This is a genomic window from Mesorhizobium sp. M0340 (assembly GCF_040321535.1).
GTDB lineage: Bacteria > Pseudomonadota > Alphaproteobacteria > Rhizobiales > Rhizobiaceae > Mesorhizobium.
Genome location: NZ_JAMYRR010000015.1, coordinates 111,114 through 133,695, shown reverse-complemented (window position 1 = coordinate 133,695; position 22,582 = coordinate 111,114). Strand labels below are relative to the sequence as shown.

The 22,582-nt window shown below is 60.6% G+C and carries 27 protein-coding genes, 2 tRNA genes and 2 pseudogenes; 6 read left to right on the top strand and 25 right to left on the bottom strand.

The features are described 5' to 3' along the window. Nucleotides 1-67: 67 nt before the first annotated feature. A tRNA-Cys gene (locus tag NKI79_RS21520) sits at nt 68-141 on the bottom strand. 216 nt (nt 142-357) lie between these two features. Between NKI79_RS21520 and NKI79_RS21515 the strand changes: the two genes are divergently transcribed. Next, on the top strand, nt 358-558 hold the full coding sequence (locus tag NKI79_RS21515) for a hypothetical protein (RefSeq protein ID WP_352804224.1): 201 nt from the start codon (nt 358-360) through the stop codon (nt 556-558). Between the two features lie 55 nt (nt 559-613). Here the strand turns inward: NKI79_RS21515 and NKI79_RS21510 are convergent, their stop codons facing one another. Next, a complete protein-coding gene (locus NKI79_RS21510) occupies nt 614-874 on the bottom strand; it encodes a hypothetical protein (RefSeq protein WP_254818304.1) in 261 nt (86 codons plus the stop codon). A 219-nt stretch (nt 875-1,093) separates the two neighbouring features. Between NKI79_RS21510 and NKI79_RS21505 the strand changes: the two genes are divergently transcribed. Continuing rightward, nucleotides 1,094-1,168 (top strand) — tRNA-Asn (locus NKI79_RS21505). Nucleotides 1,169-1,490: 322 nt separating this feature from the next. Here the strand turns inward: NKI79_RS21505 and NKI79_RS21500 are convergent. The 3 genes from NKI79_RS21500 to NKI79_RS21490 are packed head-to-tail and all read right to left on the bottom strand — an operon-like array spanning nt 1,491 to nt 2,928. Then, entirely contained in the window at nt 1,491-1,856 is a 366-nt protein-coding gene (locus NKI79_RS21500; protein ID WP_352804221.1) for a hypothetical protein, read from the bottom strand. Further along, nucleotides 1,853-2,560 (bottom strand): hypothetical protein, encoded by a 708-nt coding sequence (locus NKI79_RS21495; RefSeq protein ID WP_352804218.1) that lies wholly within the window; start codon nt 2,558-2,560, stop codon nt 1,853-1,855. The genes NKI79_RS21500 and NKI79_RS21495 overlap by 4 nt, the downstream gene beginning before the upstream one ends. Next, nucleotides 2,557-2,928 carry a hypothetical protein gene (locus tag NKI79_RS21490; protein WP_352804215.1) on the bottom strand — a complete coding sequence of 124 codons (372 nt, stop codon included), beginning with the start codon at nt 2,926-2,928 and terminating at the stop codon, nt 2,557-2,559. Before NKI79_RS21490 ends, NKI79_RS21495 begins: the two co-directional genes overlap by 4 nt. 60 nt (nt 2,929-2,988) lie before the next feature. Here NKI79_RS21490 and NKI79_RS21485 point away from each other — a divergent pair, with 60 nt between their 5' ends. Together NKI79_RS21485 and NKI79_RS21480 are read left to right on the top strand one after the other, a co-directional pair. Then, entirely contained in the window at nt 2,989-3,258 is a 270-nt protein-coding gene (locus NKI79_RS21485; RefSeq protein ID WP_502909838.1) for a helix-turn-helix transcriptional regulator, read from the top strand. Nucleotides 3,259-3,347: 89 nt separating this feature from the next. Beyond that, complete coding sequence (locus NKI79_RS21480; protein WP_352804210.1) at nt 3,348-3,737, top strand: hypothetical protein; 390 nt, start codon at nt 3,348-3,350, stop codon at nt 3,735-3,737. Between the two features lie 117 nt (nt 3,738-3,854). Here the strand turns inward: NKI79_RS21480 and NKI79_RS21475 are convergent, their stop codons facing one another. From NKI79_RS21475 to NKI79_RS21380, 19 genes and pseudogenes are all read right to left on the bottom strand, one after another. After that, nucleotides 3,855-4,658: a hypothetical protein gene (locus NKI79_RS21475; protein WP_352804208.1), complete on the bottom strand. Its 804-nt coding sequence runs from the start codon at nt 4,656-4,658 to the stop codon at nt 3,855-3,857. Beyond that, nucleotides 4,655-4,807 (bottom strand): hypothetical protein, encoded by a 153-nt coding sequence (locus NKI79_RS21470; RefSeq protein ID WP_352804205.1) that lies wholly within the window; start codon nt 4,805-4,807, stop codon nt 4,655-4,657. The genes NKI79_RS21475 and NKI79_RS21470 overlap by 4 nt, the downstream gene beginning before the upstream one ends. Further along, nucleotides 4,807-5,172, bottom strand: coding sequence for a hypothetical protein (locus NKI79_RS21465; protein WP_352804202.1), 366 nt, complete (start codon nt 5,170-5,172; stop codon nt 4,807-4,809). The genes NKI79_RS21470 and NKI79_RS21465 overlap by 1 nt, the downstream gene beginning before the upstream one ends. 68 nt (nt 5,173-5,240) lie before the next feature. Beyond that, nucleotides 5,241-6,425, bottom strand: a complete 1,185-nt coding sequence (locus tag NKI79_RS21460) for a phage major capsid protein (RefSeq protein ID WP_352804199.1) — start codon at nt 6,423-6,425, stop codon at nt 5,241-5,243. After that, on the bottom strand, nt 6,422-7,111 hold the full coding sequence (locus tag NKI79_RS21455) for an HK97 family phage prohead protease (protein WP_352804196.1): 690 nt from the start codon (nt 7,109-7,111) through the stop codon (nt 6,422-6,424). The genes NKI79_RS21460 and NKI79_RS21455 overlap by 4 nt, the downstream gene beginning before the upstream one ends. A gap of 623 nt (nt 7,112-7,734) precedes the next feature. Continuing rightward, on the bottom strand, nt 7,735-8,178 hold the full coding sequence (locus NKI79_RS21450) for a hypothetical protein (RefSeq protein ID WP_352804194.1): 444 nt from the start codon (nt 8,176-8,178) through the stop codon (nt 7,735-7,737). Between the two features lie 803 nt (nt 8,179-8,981). Next, nucleotides 8,982-9,191 (bottom strand): helix-turn-helix transcriptional regulator, encoded by a 210-nt coding sequence (locus tag NKI79_RS21440; RefSeq protein WP_352795339.1) that lies wholly within the window; start codon nt 9,189-9,191, stop codon nt 8,982-8,984. Between the two features lie 130 nt (nt 9,192-9,321). Next, the gene (locus NKI79_RS21435) at nt 9,322-10,032 is read right to left on the bottom strand and encodes a hypothetical protein (RefSeq protein ID WP_352804188.1); all 711 of its coding nucleotides are present in this window, start codon (nt 10,030-10,032) and stop codon (nt 9,322-9,324) included. After that, nucleotides 10,029-11,303, bottom strand: coding sequence for a tyrosine-type recombinase/integrase (locus NKI79_RS21430; protein WP_352804186.1), 1,275 nt, complete (start codon nt 11,301-11,303; stop codon nt 10,029-10,031). Before NKI79_RS21430 ends, NKI79_RS21435 begins: the two co-directional genes overlap by 4 nt. A gap of 698 nt (nt 11,304-12,001) precedes the next feature. Continuing rightward, a complete protein-coding gene (locus NKI79_RS21425) occupies nt 12,002-12,370 on the bottom strand; it encodes a response regulator transcription factor (protein ID WP_352804183.1) in 369 nt (122 codons plus the stop codon). Nucleotides 12,371-12,484: 114 nt separating this feature from the next. Then, nucleotides 12,485-13,123 carry a response regulator transcription factor gene (locus NKI79_RS21420; RefSeq protein WP_352804181.1) on the bottom strand — a complete coding sequence of 213 codons (639 nt, stop codon included), beginning with the start codon at nt 13,121-13,123 and terminating at the stop codon, nt 12,485-12,487. Nucleotides 13,124-13,137: 14 nt separating this feature from the next. Beyond that, complete coding sequence (locus NKI79_RS21415) at nt 13,138-14,952, bottom strand: PAS domain-containing sensor histidine kinase (RefSeq protein ID WP_352804178.1); 1,815 nt, start codon at nt 14,950-14,952, stop codon at nt 13,138-13,140. Between the two features lie 473 nt (nt 14,953-15,425). Continuing rightward, nucleotides 15,426-16,202, bottom strand: a complete 777-nt coding sequence (locus NKI79_RS21410) for an alpha/beta fold hydrolase (protein ID WP_254818280.1) — start codon at nt 16,200-16,202, stop codon at nt 15,426-15,428. A gap of 27 nt (nt 16,203-16,229) precedes the next feature. Further along, complete coding sequence (locus tag NKI79_RS21405) at nt 16,230-17,129, bottom strand: oxidoreductase (RefSeq protein ID WP_352804175.1); 900 nt, start codon at nt 17,127-17,129, stop codon at nt 16,230-16,232. A 53-nt stretch (nt 17,130-17,182) separates the two neighbouring features. Then, the gene (locus NKI79_RS21400; RefSeq protein ID WP_352646753.1) at nt 17,183-17,698 is read right to left on the bottom strand and encodes a cytochrome P460 family protein; all 516 of its coding nucleotides are present in this window, start codon (nt 17,696-17,698) and stop codon (nt 17,183-17,185) included. Nucleotides 17,699-17,711: 13 nt separating this feature from the next. After that, a complete protein-coding gene (locus NKI79_RS21395) occupies nt 17,712-18,743 on the bottom strand; it encodes an alpha/beta fold hydrolase (protein WP_352646756.1) in 1,032 nt (343 codons plus the stop codon). Between the two features lie 46 nt (nt 18,744-18,789). Continuing rightward, entirely contained in the window at nt 18,790-19,206 is a 417-nt protein-coding gene (locus tag NKI79_RS21390) for an organic hydroperoxide resistance protein (RefSeq protein ID WP_352804172.1), read from the bottom strand. A gap of 31 nt (nt 19,207-19,237) precedes the next feature. Continuing rightward, nucleotides 19,238-20,512, bottom strand: coding sequence for an epoxide hydrolase family protein (locus tag NKI79_RS21385; RefSeq protein WP_352804169.1), 1,275 nt, complete (start codon nt 20,510-20,512; stop codon nt 19,238-19,240). A gap of 141 nt (nt 20,513-20,653) precedes the next feature. Next, a pseudogene (locus tag NKI79_RS21380) lies at nt 20,654-20,976 on the bottom strand (zinc-binding dehydrogenase); the annotation flags it as partial. On the opposite strand from NKI79_RS21380, the pseudogene NKI79_RS21375 reads away from it, so the two are divergent. Beyond that, nucleotides 20,975-21,055 (top strand): annotated as a pseudogene (locus tag NKI79_RS21375) (non-heme chloroperoxidase); the annotation flags it as partial. The pseudogenes NKI79_RS21380 and NKI79_RS21375 overlap by 2 nt on opposite strands. 90 nt (nt 21,056-21,145) lie before the next feature. Beyond that, entirely contained in the window at nt 21,146-21,406 is a 261-nt protein-coding gene (locus tag NKI79_RS21370; RefSeq protein ID WP_352646760.1) for a hypothetical protein, read from the top strand. Nucleotides 21,407-21,863: 457 nt separating this feature from the next. On the opposite strand, the gene NKI79_RS21365 is transcribed toward NKI79_RS21370, so the two are convergent. Beyond that, nucleotides 21,864-22,313 (bottom strand): hypothetical protein, encoded by a 450-nt coding sequence (locus NKI79_RS21365; protein WP_352804166.1) that lies wholly within the window; start codon nt 22,311-22,313, stop codon nt 21,864-21,866. Between the last annotated feature and the right edge of the window lie 269 nt (nt 22,314-22,582).

Genomic DNA, 22,582 nt, shown 5'->3' with positions numbered 1-22,582 from the left:
GCAAAGGCCGCGGCTGTTTCGACCGGAACTGAAGCCCCCTGGCGCTGACGCGCGGGAGCTCGGGCATTGGAGGCCTCGCCCGGAATCGAACCGGGGTGCAAGGATTTGCAGTCCTCTGCGTAACCACTCCGCCACGAGGCCTCATTGCTCCCGGCGTTCCACCCGGCTCCAATAGGTTGCGGCGAAAATGCCGTCAAGCGGCCACCATGCATTCCCAACGGTTCTTCCGACATCGAGGCACTGCTTATCAATGCAATGCCATGCTAGCAATAACATATTAGCTTATCGTTAAGGATGATCCTCGGCGACAGGAACCCGAAACCGGCGGCCACGTTGGGCAGAAAGGAGGGTTCCGCCATGGGTCGAACAGCTACGAAAGACGGCACACCGCGCGGATTGTCGCAGTCTGCAGAGCTTGTGCGCTATGCCATCGATCGCCTCAGCATAGAAGGCGCAAACAGCCTGCCGCCGCGCGACCGGGCGCGGCTGGCATCGGCTACCGCCGTTCTCAAGGAGCTCTGCGAACGCCTGGAAAGCTGTTTTGACCAGCCTCGGTGATGACCACGCCGCTCTCAAACAATTGCCCTGTTTCCCGCCTGTCAGCAGGGCAACCTCAATCCGGCCGGCGGCGTCGCTCCCACCAGACGACGAAGCGGCGCCGGTGACGGCGCACCAACGCGAATTCGTAGGAGAGCACCAGCAATCCGATCGGCACCATCCAGAAACCCAGGATCGGCAGGAAGCCGAGAATGCCGCCGATGATCAGCACGACGCCGATCGCAATCCGGAGGCCGCGCGAGCGCGGCATGGTGAACTGGCGGCCGAAGACCGAGATTTTCCGGGCCGGTGGCTGGTCGTCGCTCATTGCCGTCATGTGAAATATCGATCCGTTTGCATCAGTAGGCCATCACCCGAAGAAAGCCGCAACGGCCTTTTCCGTTCCGTGACAGGCGAGAGACAGCTCATATGAGGGCGCTTGCCGGCGACTGCCAGGAAGCCTCGCGCCAAAAAGCGTCGAAAAAATGCGAAATGCTTCTTTGCAAAGCCGAAACGGGTTTGCTATAGGCTGCCCCACTCACGCAAGAGCCTCTGTTCCCCGGTAGCTCAGTGGTAGAGCAACCGGCTGTTAACCGGTTGGTCGCTGGTTCGAATCCGGCCCGGGGAGCCAACAATTTCAAATACTTAGCAAGGTGCCAAAGCCGAAGATTTTCCGGTTATGTACGGCATATGTACGCGGAACGCTGTTGCTTGCTTGGAATCGCTCCGGCGGCGAGGCGACCCTGATTCAGTGCTCTTCCCGTAAAACATTTTCTTTGAACGCCCCACGAAACGCAAAAAACCGTTCCCGGCCGGAACGGTTTTAGATGGTGCTGAAATTCCGCACCGGCACCGCCGAGGATCATTCTTACCGCTGGGAAGAATGATGATCTGGACTGCGGAAATTTCCGCAGTTGCTCAGCGGTGGCGAAATTAGCCACCTTCTCAGCGGGTTACACCGCTGGTTTCCCGTGTGACGCTTTGTCGGTCATCGCCTTGATGTCGTCGACTAGGCTTTTCAGAATTTCAATCTCCAGGTCCTTGGCGTCGGTGTAATCGCGCTCTCTCGCTCTCACCTTCACGGCCAGACCCTCCAGGCTTCTTGCTCGGGTATTTATGATACGATCGCGCGCGCGGACGAAAGCCTCGGCTCTCTTCTCCTCTTTCTTTTCCGCTTTCGCACGGCGGGACCTGATACGAAGCTCCTCGTCCTCGAGCTCTGCCGTCCTGGCCGTGGCCTCGTTCCATCGATCGCTTGCGGCGTTGAATTTGACCTCGAGCCGGAGGAGCTTGGCGTCGGGCTTGGTGGTCTTGCTCATCTAGGCCACCTCTCCCCTGCAAGGCGCCTGATGTCCGCGGCGATCGACACGAACGCATCGTTTCCTGCGAAGCTCTTCAAATCCAGCCTGTCGGCCGTCCGGATCTTGATCACCATCCCCTCCAACGTGTTGGCCGGCGTTGCGAAGATGCGATCGCCGACCTTAAACATCTCGTCGACGAGGTCGTCGAACGCCTTTTCGAGGGCATTAATTTTGAATTTTCGGCTCAGTTCCTTTCGCTCGGTCTCATATTTGTCTCGGGCGGCGCGGCGTATGGCGATCTCTTTTTCTTTGGCCCATTCATAGGACTGATAGACGGCAGGGACGCGCCCAGCCCGATAATCGCCCATCGTCATGCCATCCCACGCAGCCGATACCTCATCTGACCACTTCACGCTCTCGTCATATTTATTCGGGTCCGGTGGTGGCGGCGGCAGCGCTGCCTCATACTTCTTGCCGGCTCGGCTGCAGGCCTTTGACGCCCACTCCGTTCGGGCGTGAACTTCCTCCAGTTCCTGATAAAGCCAGAACAGATCCGCGTCGGGATGCTCGGCTGGCTCGGCCAAAGCCGGCAACACGACAGGCAGCGCTGCGAGAGCGCCAAGCACGGTACGGCGCGAGAAACCGCTCTTGGCCGGAACGGTTTCTCCAAAATTATTCTCGGCTTGGAAGATTTTCGGCAAGCCTTCGGCGCCGGCGGTCATGACAGCATTCCCTTCCGCCTGGCCGCCAGCCGGTCCCGCCGTCGCTCTCGCTCATGCTCCCTATGAATTTCCGCCCACGCCTGATCGATCATCGCATTGAACTTGATGCGAAGACGCTTGGCCACGTCCGGCGGCAAGAGCGCCAGGCGCTCGTCGATGCTGACTGGCAAGGCAACCGAAAAGTGTTCCACATCAGGAACACTTTTCGGCGCAGACGCCACCGCCAGTGCGGGGATCGCCATCGCCGCCGGAATCGCAGCGAAATAGCCGAGCAAAGCCCGGCGGTTTAGTGTGGGCAAACCTTCGGCGGCTGCCCGAACAGAGGGGTTCGGCATCAGATAAAACTCCTTGTTGAATTTAAGTGCCAACGTGATACGATTAGATCAGTTTAATGCAATCGTCAATACGTTTGGACAAAGTTGATACGAATGGACAAGCCAACAGGCCGACAAATAGCCGCCGCGCGCGCCCTCGTTGGCATGACTCAGCCGGAGCTAGCCGACCGCTCAAAAGTCTCGGTGCCTACCGTTAAACGAATGGAGGGCAGTGCTGGCCCGGCGGTAGGCATGGCCAACAATGTGGATGCGGTCTGCCGCGCCCTCGAGGCGGCCGGCGTGATCTTTGTAGACGAGAATGGCGAAGGGCCGGGTGTTCGGCTCCGAAAGAGCGCGGCCGGGGGAATCGTCGGAAACGGCTAGGAGCGACGTATTCCCGCCGGAGGAGCTAGAGCTTGTTGCTATGTCGCGCAATATCGGCGAGCATCCCCGTTCGGGGGGGGCTATCTCAAATGAAACGTTCGATGCTTTGCGCTCTGGCAATGTGCCTTGCTGGTTGCGGCACCGTCGCACCAAACACCGATGTTCCGAACGGTATTTACACCGGCCTCACGCCGCGCCCCACAATCGCGGACGACGCTTCAGTGAGCATCGTCTCGACCGGGCCGGCAGGTGTCTCCGTTTCGGGCACGTCCTGTAAGAACAAGCTGTGGCAGCCCGCCCCCTCCGAAGACAATGCCATCGCCCTGATGAAGCAGGACGCGAAAGCTCACGGAATGAACATTGTTCACTCAATGAAGGTCGAAAACGATGGTTCGGCCCTGCTGAAAAATTGCTGGGCGGCAATTACCGCGAGTGGCATCGCGTTCAAGAAATCGGCGGGAGCGATCGGACTCAATTGACAGGGATGGCAGGAAAAAGGCGCGCCATTCGGTCCAGAAATCGCTGCCGATATTGACCGGCTCCATGAAGCGCGGCCAGCGCCTCGATGCGGTCGGCAACCCGCATGGGTGGAGAAATTAGCTTGCCAGATCGGTGGCGCGAGCCTGCATGTGCATCTTGAGTGGCAGAAGCTCGCCCCTGGTCGGCGCGTAGGGCAGGTGGAAATAGTCGGCCAGATGTCCATTGAACCAACTATCCTCGGTGTTCACGTAGTACCCAAGGCGATAGGCGCTGATGTCACTCGGCGCAGCCCCGGACGTTCCCAATATCGCGGCCGACACAGACTCCGTTCCAAGCAGATCGTGGATCGTCACCAGATTGTTGGTCCAGTCAAAGACGCCGGCAGCAGCACACCATCCGTCTATGCGAACGGGCGAGAATATAGACACAATCGTAACCGTGCCACCTGTGGCGCGTAGAGCACGGGCCTGCATGGCTCCGCTTGCGTCTTCCCGTAATGCAGCCCGATTGGACGTGGTCCCAAGGCTGGCTTGCGCAATATACTCGCGTTGCTTTGCCGGGAGAAAACCGTCCGTCACCTTCCATAGGGCCGCGAAGGTGTACTGACCTGTGTTAAGGCCACCAAAGCCGAAGGCCGTTCCCATGGTGTAGCCGGTGGGCGCAACAACAAGGGTCTTGTCGAACGTGGCAACGTTGACGCCATTAACGTTCTCGACAACCGCGTAGTCCTGATTGCTGTTCGCGCCGTATAGCTGACCGTTGATCACGTTCACGAACTCGTTGACCCTGCCGGCCGCTATGGTCACATGGTCGGCATCCAACCGAATGCCTCCGGTCGGTATGAGCCGGAAGCGTTCGCTGGTCGGCAAGCCCGCCGGAGCGGCGGCGTCCTTGTTCAGATGAAGAATGCGAGTGGTCATGCGAATGTGCTCCTGACATGTTTCGGGCGCATCTCCTCGATCCAAGGCGCATCGATCAGGCCGGGGTTGGCCGGCGGCGCCTTGGCATGCATGGCTTCGGAAAGCGCTTCCTCGAGCTGTGTTTGAAATCGAAACGGCAGTTTGCCCATCAGTTCAGTCCTTTCGCCCGGGGAGCGACACCCGTGCGGCGGCGCTGGAACTCGTCGGCGAGGATCAGACATGTGCGGCGCCATAGATATTCCGCCAACATTGACCGGCGCACCAGCAACGCTTGCGTCTCGGTCTCAATCTCATCTTGGATCGCATCGATCGCGATCGCCTTCACCTCGTCGCATGTGCGCCGGGCATCGAGTGCAACGGTCATCAGATCGTCGAGACTGAGGTAGGTCACGCGGTTCGGCATCTCCTCGATGTCGTCGAGTTGCTTCGGTGTTGCCATAGCGCGCGCTAAACGGTCGTATTCAGCGTGTGGATCGGGGCCGCGAGAGCGGTCGTGAAGTTCAGGAATTTCCATGTCCGGCGGGTCCTTCTGGTGGTGGTAAAAGGCGGGCCAATTTCAAGGCCCGCCACTTGGCATCCCTATCAGGAGGCCGATACTTTCAGCAGCTTGATCGCCTCGCTGTTGCTTAGGCCGCCGCCGACGCGCTTGTAAGTGTAGAACAAAACGTGCGGCTTGGCGGTGTAGGGATCGCGGAGCGGACGCAGCCCGAGACGGTCGATGATGGTGTAACCGACCTTGAAGTCGCCGAAAGCGATCGGGAACAACCCGGCGCCGATCGCCGGCATATTTTCGTCAAACGCTACGGGCGCATTGAGGAGCGACGGCGGCGAGCCGGCAGTCATTCCGGAGCGCCACAGATAGTCGCCGTTGCCATCCTTCAACTTGTCGAGGGCGTTCGCGGTCGACGATGCCATCACCCAACTGGCGTTGGTGCGGTAGCCGGCTTTCAGGGACCAATAGACATCCCGTAGGCTATCCGCGGTCACCGTCGTCGCCGCGCCAGAGATGACATACTGCAGGACGTTCCAGTCGCGCGTCTCGTCACCCGTGGCTACGCTGTCGGCCGCATAGCTCATGAAACCGCGCGGCTTCTTGACGCCGTCACCTGACACGAAAGCCAGGCCTTCCGAGCGCGCGAATTTGTCGGCGATCTTCCCATCGATCCACTGGCCAATGTTCAGATAGCTGGTGTCCAGTAGCTTTTGGGTCACCTTCTGAAGCGCGTAGATCTCATTCAACGGGATCGTCAGAAGGCCGAGCGAGCCGGAATCGGTTTCCGGACGAGGCTCGGTTTCGCCCACCCACGTCCCGCCTATGTCGGACGGGTCGACCGGCTCTTCCCAGCTGTCGGCCGCGTCGAGCGTGATGACGCGGGAGAGACGGCGCATCGGGGTTGCATCGAAGAGGCGCTTCATCATCGTTTCGGAGCGCTGCGGCATGACCACATACCCGCCCTGGGGATCGGTGCCGACGGAATAATCCTTCAGCTCATTCTCGAGGCCGGCCTTGATGTAGGCGCCGATCGCCTTGTGCTCGGTCTGAAGATCCTTTTCGTCGCCGAGACCGATCTGGCCGCCGCCGCCGAGCCGCGAACGATTGAACTTTCTCTCCAGCTCGGTCGCCCAGCCATCGAACTTTTTCATCTCTGCAGCGAGCTTTTTGACTTCGTCGTGATGACCGGTGAACAGTGTCTTCAGCTCGACTAGCGGGTCAGGTGCTTCCTTGGTTTCCAGCCGCAGTCCGGCCAGCTTGAGGGCATGCATCATTTCGAGGATCCTTTCAGGTCCAGAATTGCAGATTTGACCGCCGCGGCGAGGTCCGCCACGGACTGTTGGTTTTCGTCGGAGAGTGCCGGCCAGCCGCCGCCGGCGAGCTTGCGCGCCGCCGCCTTGGCAAAGCCGATTTCATGCAGGAAGGTTTCGAAGTCGCGCCGGCTGGTGACATCGTCGGCGGATTTCACATCGGTGATCCTGGCCTTGCCGTTGGACGGGATCGCCACCAGGGAAACCTCCCAGAGGTCGAGGTCCTTCAGATGGCGGACGCCGTCACGGCCGACCGACGCGCCGCCCGGGTTGACGAGGAAGCCGATCGACAAGCCCGAAATCGCATCCTGCTTCACCAAGCTGAGCGCTTCGCGCCCGGCTTGGGTATCAAGGTTTAGCCGGCCGGACATTTTCAACCCGTAGTCGTCTTCCGAAACCCGGTCCCAGACGCCGATCGGCTTGTCCATGCGGTGCGAGAACAGCATGACGGGGCGGGTTCCATCCGCCTGGTGCCTTGCCAGAGTGGCCGTGAAGGCTCCGCGATCGACGATGTCACCGTGGAGATCACGGACGCCGAATACGCTCCCGTAGCCGTCGATCGCGCCTCGATCGGACGCAAACTTGACCTCGACGGGTGCGGCAATGAACCGTTCCGTCGATTCCTTCAGGTAAAGTTGGAAGTCGCGCATCAGGCGCACCTCAAGCGGGGGTTGAAACAAGGGGTTTCGACCTGTTGCCCGGCATAGCACCGGCGCTTTGAGGTGCGTGCCTTGGCGGTTTCGCCAACAGCGCGCAGATCGGAAACTACGCATCGTCCGTCTCCCCGTCAACGGCAGGTGTGGATAACTCTGCCGGCGGCGCAGCCTTCGGCAAGGGTCGCCCGTCGCGGCCGACGCCGAATCGCTCGAGCTCGCCTGCGGCGGCCCGTGCCCTCAGCTCGTCGAGTTCCTGCCGGGCTGCGGCGTTGTAGCTGTTCGAGTAGCGGCGCCGGCCCTCCGCTCGGCATGCCTGGCTGCATCGCGTCGAAGGCTTCCGCCGCCCAACCTGAACCGCTTGGAAGTCATTGCCGCAGACGGCGCAAGTGATCAAAACAAGCCGTCGAGGGACGGTGGGAATTAAATGATCAGTTGAGCCTGGCTGTGTCATGTGTGACTGCCTTTTAATCAACCTTTTCAATAGCTTGTCGATACCCATGTTCGGCTCCTTGGCCACACTCATCCAAAAACGCGCCATTCGAAGGAAAAAACCTCTGAATGACCCCCAAGCGGTTACGGGCCCCTCGGCGCTGTAGAGATTTGACCCGCCCCCCCCTTCAGGTGCGGTCCGGAATGGCGGCGAGCGCGCCCGGATCGTATTTCTTCCGAATCTCCTCGATCTCCTCGGCCTCGGACATCGGCTTCAGGCTCTCGTGGAATGCGCGATGCAGAGCAGCCACGCGGGCGCGTTGCTCTGGCGAGTGCACGACGTCGGGGAGCCGTTGTTCCCGTTCGCGTTGCCGCTGTGCCGCCCTGGCCATCTCGGTTGCCCGAACGTCCAAAGCAGCGTTGCATTGGCGACGGAGCTCTGGCGGTGCCGGGAAGAACGCGTGCCCAAGTGCGTCCTTCAGGATCGCCTTAACGGCCATCGCCAAATCATCGAACATCACGCCTTCTATGGCGGTTTCGTAGGCGGCGAACTCAATCTCGGGGTTGCTCGACAGCCTCTTGGGCAGGCAGGACAGGGCCACTAGTGCCCCGGCGAGATCCTGCTTTGTCACGGCGCGCTGACCATCAATGTTCGATGACATGGCCGTCTCCAGCGATGGTCGGGGAAAGTTCGCCCTGGCACAGGGCAAACAGGCCGTCTGGCGCGCGGGGTGCTGGCAGGGCTCGGCGCTGCGGTGCCTGGTGCCGATCGAGGGCGTTGCGCACCCAATTGCGCCAGGTGGCTTGCCAGTCGCGCTTAACGCCACGCTGCCCAGGCGCCGCCCTCCAATGATCGAAGAACCGTTCTCGCTCTCGGCTCACGTCGGCAGGGGACATGCCCTGTGCCGTGGCCCATGAGACGTCGGGAGCGAAGTTGTCGGGCAAGCGGCAAGCCCGCACCGGCAGGCACGCCTGTTTCTCTATATCCTCGCTAGAGGATCGTTCTAAGTAAGGGTCGTTCTTATGTCCCCACGTGGGAGTGGGGTGCCTCCCCACGTGGGAGTGGGGTACCACCCCATCTGGGAGTGGGGTGGGGGTGGCGGTTTCCGCTGCCTCGTCAACCATTTCGGCCGGCGGGTCGCGATCCATCGCGACTTGGTACTGGCTCGCCAATTTCGCCCCGTTCGGAGCGAAACGGTTCCGCTTCCGAAGGTACCCCCACTTCGCCAGCTGCCGAACGGCGTTTTGAACACTGCCCGGCGTCGAGCCAATTTCGTTCGCCAGCGTGTTCTGCTTAACGATGCACCAGCCATTGCTATCGGAATGGGTTCCAAGTGCCGTCAACACATGCAGTGCCAAGCGCGACAGTCGGTTATCGAAAACCGCATCAGCCGGGATGATCGAATAGCGCGGACCTGATGACATCGAGCCGGTCTTACGCAGCTACCTGGTCGCGTTCGGCGACCGCCTTCTCAATCACAGCAACAAGTTCATCACGACGCCAGCGGTTCGTGCTAGCGTTCATCTTCAGCGGGCGCGGATACCGGCCTGCATTGATGCCCCGCCACAACGTCGAGCGGTGAATGGGACTATTCTCGCCGCCGATGATCCGGCACGCGGTCTGTTCGTCAACCAGGTCAATCATCTCATCTTCCTCACATCACAACGATGCGCGGAAGTTCAGACGGTCGCCGCGTGTGGCGTAGGGGAGAATGCAAATATATTTCGAGCGCGAATTATGTTCGCATTATCCCCTTGCCAGGCGCCATGCGAAGTCAGGCAAGGCTTTTGACCAGTTGAGCGGCTGCAGTTTCGTCGAGCAGTCCCCGGCTGTTTAGGGTTATCCCCAACTCTTTATCTGCGAAAATCAATAGCGGATTTGTGGCATCGCGCACGAACCTAGCCGCTGGCCCGCCTTCGGTTCCCTTTCCCGACTTTTGCCCGGTCCAAACGGTCCAGAAGCACATCACCTGCGACACAAAGGCCGAAAGAGCGACGTGCTTGGGCTTCCGCAGATGATCGTTTGCCTGCCAGGCCTGCATGCACTCACGGACGAAATCCTCATCGGCGACAATCTCGCCAAGCAGCTCGTCAAGGACAGCGTGCTTGTAGATTGCATCGCCCGAGACGAGGCGCGTGCCGAGTAATTCGCGGCCGAAGTAAGCAGTGGCAAAGTCCTGTCGATAGCTGTTGGGCGACCGGAGCAACCTCTGCAGCCGCCGAGCCAAGTTCGCGATCTGGGCAACGTCGCTCAACTCGGCGGACGGGGCGACTGCCCTCGCCACCTGTTCTTTCAGAGCTTCACTAGCCGCCCATTCTATCATGCTCGCGATGTAGCCTTCCTTGTCGGCTCGAAACCGATCGGCATCGGGAAACCAGATGGGGCGCGCCCAATCGCTAGGAAGCGCGTCCAACCAAGTCGGCTCGGGCACCGCGTTTGCGATCGCCGCTCGCTCGGTGGGTGAAAGGCGGAATTCCGGCATCATCGCCGCCCGCCACGAATAGCGACCACCCGGGCCGGCGCTGGCGCGAGTATTCCGGCAAGGCGCGCGGCCCAAAGTTCCAGCGCCTCACGCTTTTCGCGGGCATAATCATACCGGGCATAGACGCGACTGGTGATGGATGCTTTTGTCGCGGAAATGTGATTGAGCACGTGGCCGATGACAAAAGGGGAAATGCCGATCTCTTCCATGTGGGTCGCAGCGGTGCGACGCAGATCGTGCGGCGTCCAGGACGCAACGCCCATGATGGTGGTCGCGTTGCGCTTCGTCGTCTCTTCGCGCTTCACAGCCTTTGCAATTGCGGCGCCGGTCACGGCAGCTCGGGCGCCTGGTCCGGGGAAGACGAAGCGTGAAACTTCCCTGCCCTTGCGGTCGGCGAGCGCCTCTGCGTCCGCGAGTTGCTCATTGATGATGTCGATCGCCCAGTTCGAGAGCGGAACTAAGTGGTCGCGTTTGTTTTTGGAGCGGGCCGCCGGGATCTTCCAAACCTTTTCGTCAAGGTCGATCTCATCGCGGGTCATGCCGGAAACCTCGCCAACGCGCTGCGCCGTAACTAAACACAGACGAATAATGCGCCGCGTCGATTCGCGCGCGTCGGCCTTGGCCAGAGCTGCCCACATGGTTCGGATTTCATCGTCAGACAGCACGCGGTCGCGCTCTGTCGTTTCGGTCGGCCGGCGCATACCTTCGACAAGGTTGCTATCGAGGTCGCCACGTCCCCTCGCCCACCGCACCATTGCGCGTACGTCTTCAAACAGACGGTTTGCCTCGATATGCGCGCCGCGGTCCTTGACCGTGTCGATGCACTTTGTGACGTCGCGACGGTGCAGTTCGGACAGTTTAATTTCGCCGATCACGTCCTTGACATTCTTACGCAGTCGACGGGCTATCTCGTCGCCGCTGCGCTTCGTCGAGGCATGGCGGGCGATATAGTTGTCCACCATGTCGGCAACGGTCTGCGAAGCCGCCAAAGCACGTTTCTCGACAAGCGGGTCCTGACCCTCGCCGATACCGCCGCGCCCGGCTCTGGCCTTCTCCCGCGCTTTGCCAAGCTTCATTTCGGGATAGCGGCCGATCTTCATACGAGCCCGCTTTCCGTCCGTCGGCCTCGTATAATTGAGATAGAAGGTCTTAGCGCCACCTGCTGATGCCAGGAGCGAAAGACCCTTTACCACAGTATCGAAAAACTCCACCTGCAAGCCGCTCGTTGGCTTCGCCGTCTGACAGAAACGGTCAGAGAGTTCAATTTTTGGCATACTCACCCCCGACCAACCGGTTTTCCATTATGTACGGCTTTATGTACGCCAGTACGCGCGCTTTGTCGATACACGTTGCGACAACTCGCAACGATAAGCACGCCTCTATCCCATATGGATCAAGGGTTTCAGGCGTTTCATGCTGTCGCAACGTATTGCAGCAAGATGCGAGTGAAAGCCTCTGTTAACCGGTTGGTCGCTGGTTCGAATCCGGCCCGGGGAGCCACCGCCTCTTCTAAGCTAGGGCGCGATATTGCGCGCCAGCGCGCGATTTTTCCCTGCGCTACGATCCGCTCCACTTGTGCTAGAATGGCGGCAAACAGCGGAGAGGCCGATCGAAGTCAGCGGTAAGCTAGCGTAGCGCCCTACCCTCGCCCAGGCTTGCAAGGCCCTCATCCTAGATTCGGCGGCGACATTGTGAAAAGACTTGCACCGGCGCGATTGCGCCGGAACAAGCCGTTACATAGATTCGGCTGACGAAACCGTCCAGCTCAAGAACCGGAAGAATTGACCAAGCGACCACTGTCAGGCTGCCGCTGGACGACTGCTTCGCGCCTAATATCGGACCTTCGGGTATCTGTTCTCCGTTCCCAAAAGCAGACGCCGGTGGCGCGAGTGCGTTTGAGTTTGAACTCGTATTGTTGGGGTACTTGCAACTGCTTTGCATGCTACTTCCCGAACCGCGCGCCAGAAGTTGGCTAGTCTCGAGGAAGTAGTTCCAGGCAGCTTGTAATCGCATCAGCTTCAACTGGTTTTTCCAGAAACGCACGGGCGCCTGCAGCCATCACCTTGTTTCGCGTCGCCTCGTTTGGGAAAGCCGTCATGAAGATCATCGGAAAAATCCGGCCTCTTGCTATCAGCTCCGCCTGAAGTTCGTCGCCCGACATTCCGGGCATCTGGATGTCAGTGATCATGCAGCCAGGGTCGTCGGCAATTTTATCGTCAAGAAATTCGAGCGCCGACGCATAGCCACACACTTCATAGCCGAGAGATCTGAGCAGGCTGGCGAGCGAGCTTCGCACTCCGTCATCGTCATCCACGATCGCAATCTTGGGAATCTTGATCATAATCAAAGGCGTTCATGCCGCTCGATTGCAGCAGGTCATCTCCACAGAGCCACCCGTCATCCATGAGGCACATTGGCCCGAAAGGAAATCATACGGAGGTTTGCACCACGCCGGTCAGCGACCTGAAATACCCAGCGCCTCTGCCTTGCGAACAAGGTCCGCGAGCGTGCGGACGCCCATCTTGCGCATGACATTGCCGCGATGGATCTTCACCGTGATTTCCGAAAGCCCGATCACGCCCGCCACCTGCTTGTTCATCAGGCCAGCGACGACATGACCCATCACCTCGCGCTCGCGCGGCGTCAACGTTTCATATTCCGCTCGCAGGCGATCGCTCTCCGTGCGCTCGACCCTCCTGACCCGATCCCGCTCGATCGCGCCTGTTACCGCGTCCAGCATGTCCTGGTCGCGAAACGGCTTTGACAGGAAATCGACGGCGCCGGCTTTCATGGCGCGGACCGTCATCGGAATATCGCCGTGACCGGTCATGAAGACCACCGGCAGTTCGATTCCCTGTTTCGTCATCTGCGACTGGAAGTCCAGGCCGCTGACGCCCGGCAGACGGACATCGAGGATGATGCAGCCCGGCGACTGGGGAAGGCTGGCTTGAATCATCTCGGCCGGACTGCCGAACAAGTAGGTCGACATCCCGACCGAGCGGAACAGGCTGTCGAGTGCGTCGCGCACGCCCGGGTCGTCGTCGACGACGACAACAAAGGGAGATGGTCCTGTCGGAGACGAAGCAACTTTCATGGAAGTAGCCCTGTTCATGCGGTCGCGCTTGCATCGACGGAGGGTAGGGTCACGCGGAACGTCGCGCCCTGCCGCGGCAGGCTCTCAACTGTCATTCGCCCGCCATGCGCCTCAATCGTTGTCTTGCATATGGCAAGGCCCATTCCCATGCCGTCCTGCTTGGTTGTGAAAAACGGTTCGAACAATCGCTGAAGATGCTCATTCGGTATTCCCGGCCCGGTGTCCTGCACGATGATCTCGATGTCGTCCACCTCGGTTTTGGCGGCGGTTATGAACTGCATGCGCGCGCCGTCCTGCCCGGCCATGGCGTGCGCCGCATTGATCATGAGGTTGACCAGGACTTGCTGCAGCTGAACGCGGTCACCGCGTATGTTGGGAAGGTGAGGCTGCAGGTCGATCTTGAGTTGTATGTTGGCCTTCGCAATCTCGCGCTGGACGAGCGCCACGGCGTCTTCCACCAATGCGGACAAGGCCAGTTCGTCTCGATGTGACGGCGCCTTCTTCAGGAAAGCCCTGATGCGCTTTACGATGTCGCTTGCCCTTCGCCCCTCGGCGACAGCGCGCCCGAGCGCGAACTCCACCTCGTTGAGCTCGGGCGGATCGCGGCGGAGCCAGCGCATCCCTGCCTCGCCGTTCGTCACCACCGCCATGAGCGGCTGGCTGACCTCGTGCGCAATCGACGCCGTCAGCTCACCGAGGGTGGCGACGCGCGCGGCGTGGGCAAGTTCCGCCTGTGCCTGCTGGATAGCGTCCTGGGCGCGCTTACGGTCCGTGATGTCCACTACGTATACCAGAGCCTTGTCGCCGTCGTCAGGTGAAGAGGGAAAGGTGATGGTGAACAGCACAGGGACGGCCTTCCCGTCGCTCGAGACCATCTCCGTCTCCCCCTCATAGAAGGCGTCACCGCGCGCAAACGCAACGAGCGCGCCCGGGAAAGTCGTATCGGCCGCACCCAGGACATCGTCCAGCGTGTTCAGGAACTGCGTGCGATCATCCACTGAAAGCATGGACAGGAGCGCTGCATTGACGTCCACGATTCTGATGAGCCGTCTGGCGCGCGTGTAGAAGTCCGGGTTGGCGGCGAGATGGTCGGCAATCGAGGTCCCTTCCTCCGCTACGTTGGCAAGCTCGGCTTGGACTGCGCTCCAGTCTTCTTCGATGACGCCGATCCGGCTTGTATCGAACATGCGCCTGTAGCGCCGCTCACTCCTGACCAGTGCTGCATGAGCTGCCTGGCGCTCCGTTATGTCGGTGTGCGTTTCCAGGACGCCAACGCCGTTTCCGTGGCGGTCCCGCTGTATCGCCCAGCGGCTGTCCAGCACGAGCCGCGCACCGGTTCGCGTCTGATGCTCCAAGATCCCCTCCCATCGCCCGCTTTTGAGCAATGCAGCTTCAACCACCGCCCGGTCGGCAGGGTATTTCGTACCGAGCAGTTCGTCCGCCACCCGACCGATCGCCTCGGCTGCGGTCCAGCCATAGACCTCCGCGGCAGCGTCGTTCCAAAAGGTGATGACACCGCGGATGTCGCGAACGAAGATCATGTCGTGCGAGAGGTTCAGCAAGCGAGCCTGCGCAGCCAGGGTTCCCGTGGCGGCCTGGCTCTGGAGCGCCAGCGCGGTGGCGATGGCGATGGCCGCAAGGCTTACGGCCGCGCGTAAGGCGGGAGATCCGAAGCTCTCCATGCCGTGGGAAATGACATAGGCCAGCACCGTCAGTACGATGGCGCCAGCAGCGGCGACCAACACGTCCGCTCGCCGCGAGGTGCGGGCCGCAATGAGTACGACGAGCACGTAGAGTACCGCGATCGCTCCCTCGAGCGGCGACAGCACGTCGAACAGGAAGATGCCAAGCGCAAGGAGGACTGCCGCCAAGCGGTAGACGCTGTTGCTCATGCTATGTCTCGGTTTAGTGAACCGAAGTCGCTTGGCAAACCTGGGGAGCCGAGCGCCGAGATGGCCCGGCGTACTGCAGATGAGCAAAACAGCCGACCATCCGGCCACGGGCGTTCACCGGCTCGGCCGGCTGGAAGGTCTTATCGCAAAGGGGCCGCATTCCTCGAAATCCCTCCAGGTCATATCACCGCCTTCTGACAGCCCATTTTCGGGCAGGTAGAATGGCAATTCAACCGAAAAGACCGAGCCATCGTTCTCGACCGACTGGCCACAGATCGGATGGGGGGAGCAGGTCGGCGGCCTGACGCACGATTGTCAGACCGAGACCCAGCCAGTCGATCGGCCGTCTGGCCGCCCCACCCGACGGCGACGCTACCCGCTTCCGGTGATCGGCCTCATGAAGCTCGGCTTCACGGCGCTGTCTCGCCTGCGGCTTGCTCGATCAACTCCGCCACAGCCGCAGGGTGCGACACCATCACGACATGGGACGCGCCCTTGACGGAGACGGTTTTGCGCGCATGAGCCCGTTCAGCCATGAACTCGGAGACCCGTGGCGGAATGTTCTTGTCGGCATCGCCGTAGATGAACCAGCTGGGTATGGCTTTCCAGGCCGCATTGGCCTGGCGTTCGTTGAGAGCGGCTTCGGTGATCGGGCGTTGCGTTGCCGCCATCAGCTTCGCTTCGCCGACCGGGACGTCGGCTGCAAACTGGTCGTGAAACTTGTCCTGCTGGATGTACAGATCCGAGCCGCCTTCGGACAATGCGACTGGCTTGGCGAGCGTCGGGCCAAGCGAACTGCCGGGAAACTTGCCGGAAAGCTCCACGGCCGTTTCGCCGACCTCCGGTGCGAAGGCAGCGACGTAGACCAGCGCCTTCACATTCGCCTGGCCCGCGGCGGCTTCGCTGATCACTGAACCCCCATACGAATGGCCGACGAGTACGACAGGAGCCTCGATGCTGGAAGCAAGAGAGGCTATATAGCCGCCGTCTTTCTTGACGCCACGCAAAGGGTTGGCCGCGGCCACGACGGAGTAGCCGTCCTTCTCGAGGATAGCGACAACGCCGTTCCAACTCGACGCATCCGCAAACGCGCCATGCACCAGAACGACAGTCGGCTTTCCGGATTGCGCCTGTGCGCTGCCCAAAGTGGCGGCAATGATGGCCAACCCTGCCAGTAAGGTTTTCATTGTGTGGTCCTTTCGTGTTGGAGATAATTAGACAGCGGAGTTCAGAGCGAGGAAAGGCGGCGACGCAGGCCGAGAGCCCGACCGGTCGTCCGTTTCGTCGCGAGGGAAGTCGGTCGACTGGCTTAGTTCCCGCCACCGTTCCAGCTCTTCCAGCCTTCTGAGATCCGCCTGCACGAGAATCTTCAGGGCATCGCTTCCCACTGGCAGTCGGAATGGAGGATCATCCATTGCCGCTATCTTCAGGATGGCCTGGGCCACGCGAGCCGGGTCGCCCGGTTGCCGACCGTCATAATTGCGCTGCATGCGGGCCGTCTCGCCCACCACTCGATCATATTCGGGGCGGCCCTCCTTGAGGGTGGTCGATACACCGGAGAAATCGGTTCGCATGCCGCCGGGCTCGATCACGGTGACTTTCACCCCGACAAGTCCCATTTCGCGGGCGAGGCATTCCGAGAACCCCTCTATGGCCCACTTCGCCGACGAATAGGGTGCGCGTCCAGGAGCCCCGATACGCCCTCCCACGGACGAAAACTGGATGATGTGCCCGCTGCGCTGCTCGCGCATGATGGGGATAGCGGCCTTGGTCACGATGATGGTGCCGAACAGGTTTGTCTCGATCTGCCTCCGAAAATCCTCCAGTGCAGTGTCCTCTACCGAATTGACGTTTCCATACCCGGCGTTGTTGACCAGCACGTCGAGCCCTCCGAACGTGTCGACGGCAAGCCTCACCGCAGCCTCGGCGGCGTTCGGATCAGTTACATCCAAGGGGAAGGTCCTGACCGATTCACCGAAGCGTGCGCCCAGGTCGGATATATGTTCGGGATTGCGGGCCGTTGCGATAACCTTATGCCCGGCCTCGAGGACTGCTTGGGCAAGCGCGCGGCCCGTTCCTCTCGAAGTCCCAGTGATAAGCCATCTCTGCGTCATATGTTGTCCCTTTCCATTTTCGCCGCTAAGCGCGCTGCACCAAACGCGAGTGGCTATGGTGCGTAGCGCGTGAAGACGTAGTCGTGGTTTTGGACGCGGGCCTCGTGGCAGGCGAAACATGTCTCGTGCTGCGCTAGGTCGACCGGCTTGCCATCAATGAAACGGCCGAAACCCCAGCCGCCACTCGCCGCGTATTTCTTCGAATCCTTGACCATCACCTGCACGGTCGTTGGCGCTCCCGGCACGGATGCCGATTCGAACTCCGCCGACTGAGTTCGCTTCCAGGCCAGCTTCACGAGAACGCTGCCATCGGGGAACGGCAGCGTGCCTTTCCTGTAGGCGTCCAGTGCGACCGCGTTTCCGACGACCGCACGGAGTTCGTTCAGCGGGTCGCCTTCCAGCGCGGGCGCGACCAGCTCCCATTTTCGGTATCCATCCGGAATTGTCACCCCGTAGATCGGGGATGCCTGCGAAGGCTCTTGGGCGCCGGCCCTGTCAATCGCCACGCATGTGATCGCAAGTGCCGCGGACAAGGCTGCGACGGCTGCAATGGCCAGATATCGTTTCATCACGCTTCTCCCCTCAGAAGCCGTCTACGTCGACGATGGCCTTGGCGAACGCCTCTGGCGCTTCCTGCGGCAGGTCGTGGCCAATGCCGCCCGACACAAGCCGATGCTCGTACTTGCCCGAGAACTTGCCGGCATAATTGGCCGGATCGGGATGCGGCGCGCCGTTGGCGTCACCTTCCATGGTGATGGTTGGAACGCCGATCACGGGCGCCTTGGCGAGCTTTTCCTCCATCTCGTCATAGCGACGCTCGCCGTCGGCAAGGCCGAGCCGCCAGCGGTAATTATGGATGACGATGTCGACGTGATCGGGATTGCGGAAGGCCGCGGCGCTCCTGGCGAAGGTCGCGTCATCGAAGTTCCAGTGCGGCGACGCGAGTCGCCATATCAGCTTGGCGAAATCGTCGGTGTTCTTCGCGTAGCCCGCGCGGCCCCGATCCGTGGCAAAGTAGAACTGGTACCACCATTGCAGTTCAGCCTGAGGCGGAAGCGGCGCCTTGTTGGCCGCCTGGCTGCCGATCAGATAGCCACTGACCGAAACCATCGCCTTGCAACGCTGCGGCCAGAGAGCCGCAACCACATTTGCGGTGCGCGCTCCCCAGTCATAGCCGCCCAGGATCGCCTTCTCGATACCGAGCGCGTCCATGAAGTCGACGAGATCGACGCCGAGCGCGGCTTGCTGCCCGTTGCGAAAAGTAGCGTCCGAACGGAAGCGGGTCGTCCCGTATCCGCGAAGATGCGGGACGAGGACACGGTAGCCAGCGCCGGCAAGAAGAGATGCTACGTCGACATAGCTATGGATGTCGTAGGGCCAGCCGTGCAGCAGAATGACGGCGGGGCCGTCCGCAGGACCTTGTTCCGCATAGCCGACAGAGAGCAGGCCGGCATCGACCTGCTTCAGGGCGGCGAACGCGGCCTTTGGCGATGTAGCTTGCGACATTGCCGGTCGCACCGCCACCAGCTGCGCCATGGCCACGGCTGCGGCCCCGACCGCCAGGAGGCGACGGCGATCGAGGTCGATAAATTCAGGGTTGGTTCCGGTCTGCATTGGTGGCTCCAGTCGAGTCGGATGAAGGGATTGGCGGCGGTGCGCGTTAGGCCAGAGTGATGGCCACTTTGATGTTGCCGCGCGTAGCTTTCGAATAGGGACAAGTCCGATGCGCGGCATCGACAATCGCCCGCGCTACGTCAGGATCCAGGCCGGGAAGGCTCACATTGAGACGCGCACTGAGGAAGAAGCCGTCCTCGCCGGAATTCAGGTCGACCTCCGCATCGATCGCCGTTTCAGCGGGCAAAACCCCCTGCATCTTGCGCGCGGCGATCGCCATGGCGCCTTCAAAGCAGGCCGACCAGCCAGCCGCGAAAAGCTGTTCCGGATTGGTGCCTTCACCGGCGCCGCCAGGCGTGGAAAGCCTGACATCAAGCCTGCCGTCGGAGCTGCGCGAGGAGCCATCGCGGCCACCGGTGGTATGGATCCGGCCGGTGTAGAGCCGCTTCGGTTGTGTGATCATCGTTTGAATCCCTTCCATGAGAACCATTCAATCAACGCAGCGATCTGAAGGCCGCTCGTATTTCGCGTGTGAAGATTTCCGGCTGTTCCCAAGCGGCGAAGTGGCCGCCGTCCGCCGCCTCGTTGAAGTAGATGAGGTTGTGGTAGCAGCGCTCAGCCCAGCCGCGCGGCGCACAATAGATTTCACCGGGGAACACGGTCACGGCGACCGGAAGCGCCTGAATGTCGACCGCGTTGAAGTTGTTGGAATGGTCTTCCCAGTATATCCGCGCGGCCGATGCACCCGTTGCGGTCAACCAATAGAGCGAGATGTCGTCGAGCATCTCGTCCCTTGTCAGCACACGCTCCGGCTGTCCGCCGCTGTCGGTCCACTGAGCAAACTTTTCGTAGATCCACGCGGCAAGCCCAAGTGGTGAATCGACCAGCGAATAGCCAATGGTCTGGGGCCGTGTGACCATCATCGCCGCATAGCCGGAACTGTCCCTGTAAAATTTGTCGAGCGCGTCGAACGCCTTCCTTTCATCGTCGGGAAGGTCTTTCGGCGCTGGCCCGCCGGCCGCCAGAATAGCCGCGATCTCGCTTGGAACCGTACCCGGCATATTGACGTGAATGCCGATAAGCCCCGGCACGTTCTGCAACGCCATTCGATGCGATATCACCGAGCCGCAATCGCCGCCCTGCGAGACATAGCGATCATAGCCCAGCCGCTGCATCAGAAGCGCCCATGCTCTGCCGATACGATCGGAACCCCACCCCGTCTTGGTCGGCTTTGCGGAGAAGCCGAAGCCGGGGATCGAGGGCACGACGAGGTGAAAGGCGTCCTCAGCATCGCCGCCGAAGGCTGTTGGATCTGTGAGCGGCCCCAGGACTTTGAGAAACTCCAGAATCGAGCCGGGCCAGCCATGCGTCATGATCATCGGCAAGGCGTCGGCATGTGGCGAACGAATATGGATGAAGTGGATCTCGAGCCCGTCGATTTCGGTGACGAACATCGGCAGCCGGTTGAGGTGAGCCTCGATCGTTCGCCAGTCGTAGTCGGTCGTCCAGTATTCGATGAGGTCGCGAAGCCGTTCAAGCTGGACGCCCTGCGACTGAGCTGTGACGGTCTCTTTGTCCGGCCAACGCGTCGCCGCCAGGCGCTGACGAAGATTAGCGACGGCTGCTTCCTGAATGTCGACGCGGAAGGGTCTTATAGCTGTGCTTTCAGCCGCAGCGGCCGTGCTTGACGGCAACAGGCCAACGGCGCCGGCAGCCGCAGAGATGGCGAGCAAGTGGCGTCTTGTAAGGATAGGCGACATCGTGGACATCGATCATTCTCTCGGGACAGGAAGTCTTCTTGCCTCAAGGTAGAGGCGACTGAACCGAGTGGCTGCTATACATAGATATGGATCGCTAGAACTTGTGGGTCGCAGAGCGTCGCCATCCAGCCTCGATCGGCCGATCGCATGTCATGGAATCAGCAGCAGCTTGCCCGTCGTCCCACGGCTTTCCATGTCGCCATGGGCGGTTGCTGCGTCCGCCAGTCCGTATTCGCCACCGATCCGGACCCTGAGCCTGCCCTCAATGATCCAGTCGAAAAGCTGCGCCGAATGCGATCGCAGCAGTTCAGGCGTGTGGATGTGGTCGGAACAGACCGCATAACCGATCTTGATGCTTTTCGGTAATTGCATGATGTCGAACGGTCCGGGACCGCCGAGCACGGGCCCGTACCAGCAAAGGTCCCAGAATGGCGGAGCGCGTCGAGCGATCCCTGGAATGTCTTAGGACCCGACGACAACCCCGAGGGAACACCCATGGAGGTCTTCGACGGCTTTCGGACGGCACTGGCCAGCAACCGCGCGCAGTTCTTCCTCGAATGAGCTGCAGCTGTCCCTGCCCGTGTCATCAGCCATGCGAGCGCGTCGCACCCCATTGGGTTCGCATACCCTCGGGATAGACTCATGATTTTATCTGAATTCCTCTATTTTACACCTGCATACTTGGTCGGCGCCATGGCGCGGGCTAAGCTGCCCGATCTGGTCGACGTGATCTTCGACACGTCAGGGCAAGCCGATTTCAAAGGCTTCAATGAGGAAGGTCAGGTGGCGCGGCCTGTTCTATTCGGATTCGATGCGCGACATGGTATCCGGACCCTCTTCCTCCCGGCTCCGTATTTGTCGCCCTGGCCATTTCGCTTGTCGTGGGTTTCGTCGTGGCGATAGGTTTAACATGAACGCCAACACGCCCCCAAGCGAGGCTATTCGTGAAGGTCGAAAGCGACTGCCATTCCAAAGGCCGGGGCCGCACTGACTATAAGATAGACCAGCTCATCGTCAGTAACCAGCAGATGCGGAACGTCTCGGCGAATCGCTGCGATGGTCCCCTTTACCGATATGATTTCACCGCGAGAGGCTTGCAGGATCACTTTCTGCACAAGGTCCTTCGTGGTAGCTGCGGCGGGTGGAGAGTTCGGTCGATCGCCCATCCTGGGCGCCCCCTCAAGGCTAGAACCCAAGCGATCATTGAGGATCCTACTTGGGAAAAAATCAACATACGATTTCGTGTGAAGGCGGGGTCGGGAATGTTTGGTAGAAATTTCTGAGCGGGGGATTGGATAACTGGCTCGCGCGAAGACCCCGTACCCCTTCGGTTTCCACATAGCCCATGGGCATAGCCTTGCTATGTACCCTTGGCAGCGTCCTCGATCAGTTCGGCTATTAAGGTGCGGACCCGTAGGTCGGACCTATCCCCTATGTTTCCCACATCTTTGGTCACCATCCCCGGCGAAGATACGGACACCGCCCCGCTCACCTTAACGTTGACCGTAAAGGTTCTTCTAGGCGTCTTCTCCAATTCTCGCCTCCTGTAGATCTGGAAACGAATCGACGCGGTTAAAGCTTTGACCTGCCGGCGTGGCGCGGTGTCTATGTCGATAGCCACCTCGCCTGCCACGTCAGCCTTGGCCGCCTCCAGCGATGCAATCACGACGTCGTTTAGCCAAGCCTTTGCTTGCTCGCTGAAGTCCGCAATGGGGGCATCTCGCTTCCCCATCTCCGCGCCACCGACGGGCTCCTCCTGCTGACGGCGAGCTTTCTTCCCGCGCTCAAGGGCTTCTTTAAACTTTGCCATCCCTGTTGCTCCGACTTGTCATCAGACCACCCCCGTCAGATCGGCTATGGCGCCCTCCCATTTCACTAGAACGCGCACAGTCGGGGTACGTTGCGTTGGGGAGCCTTTGGGTTCGCCGCTATTCAGCGTTTGGTCAGTCACAACGAACGTTGACGTTAGACAATGCTTCGGCCACCACCTTGTCAGGCACAACGCTTGAACTGGACAAAGCCGTGAAGCAGTACCTCATCTACACCCGCGTTTTGACGGACCGGCTTTGCGTTTCGTCC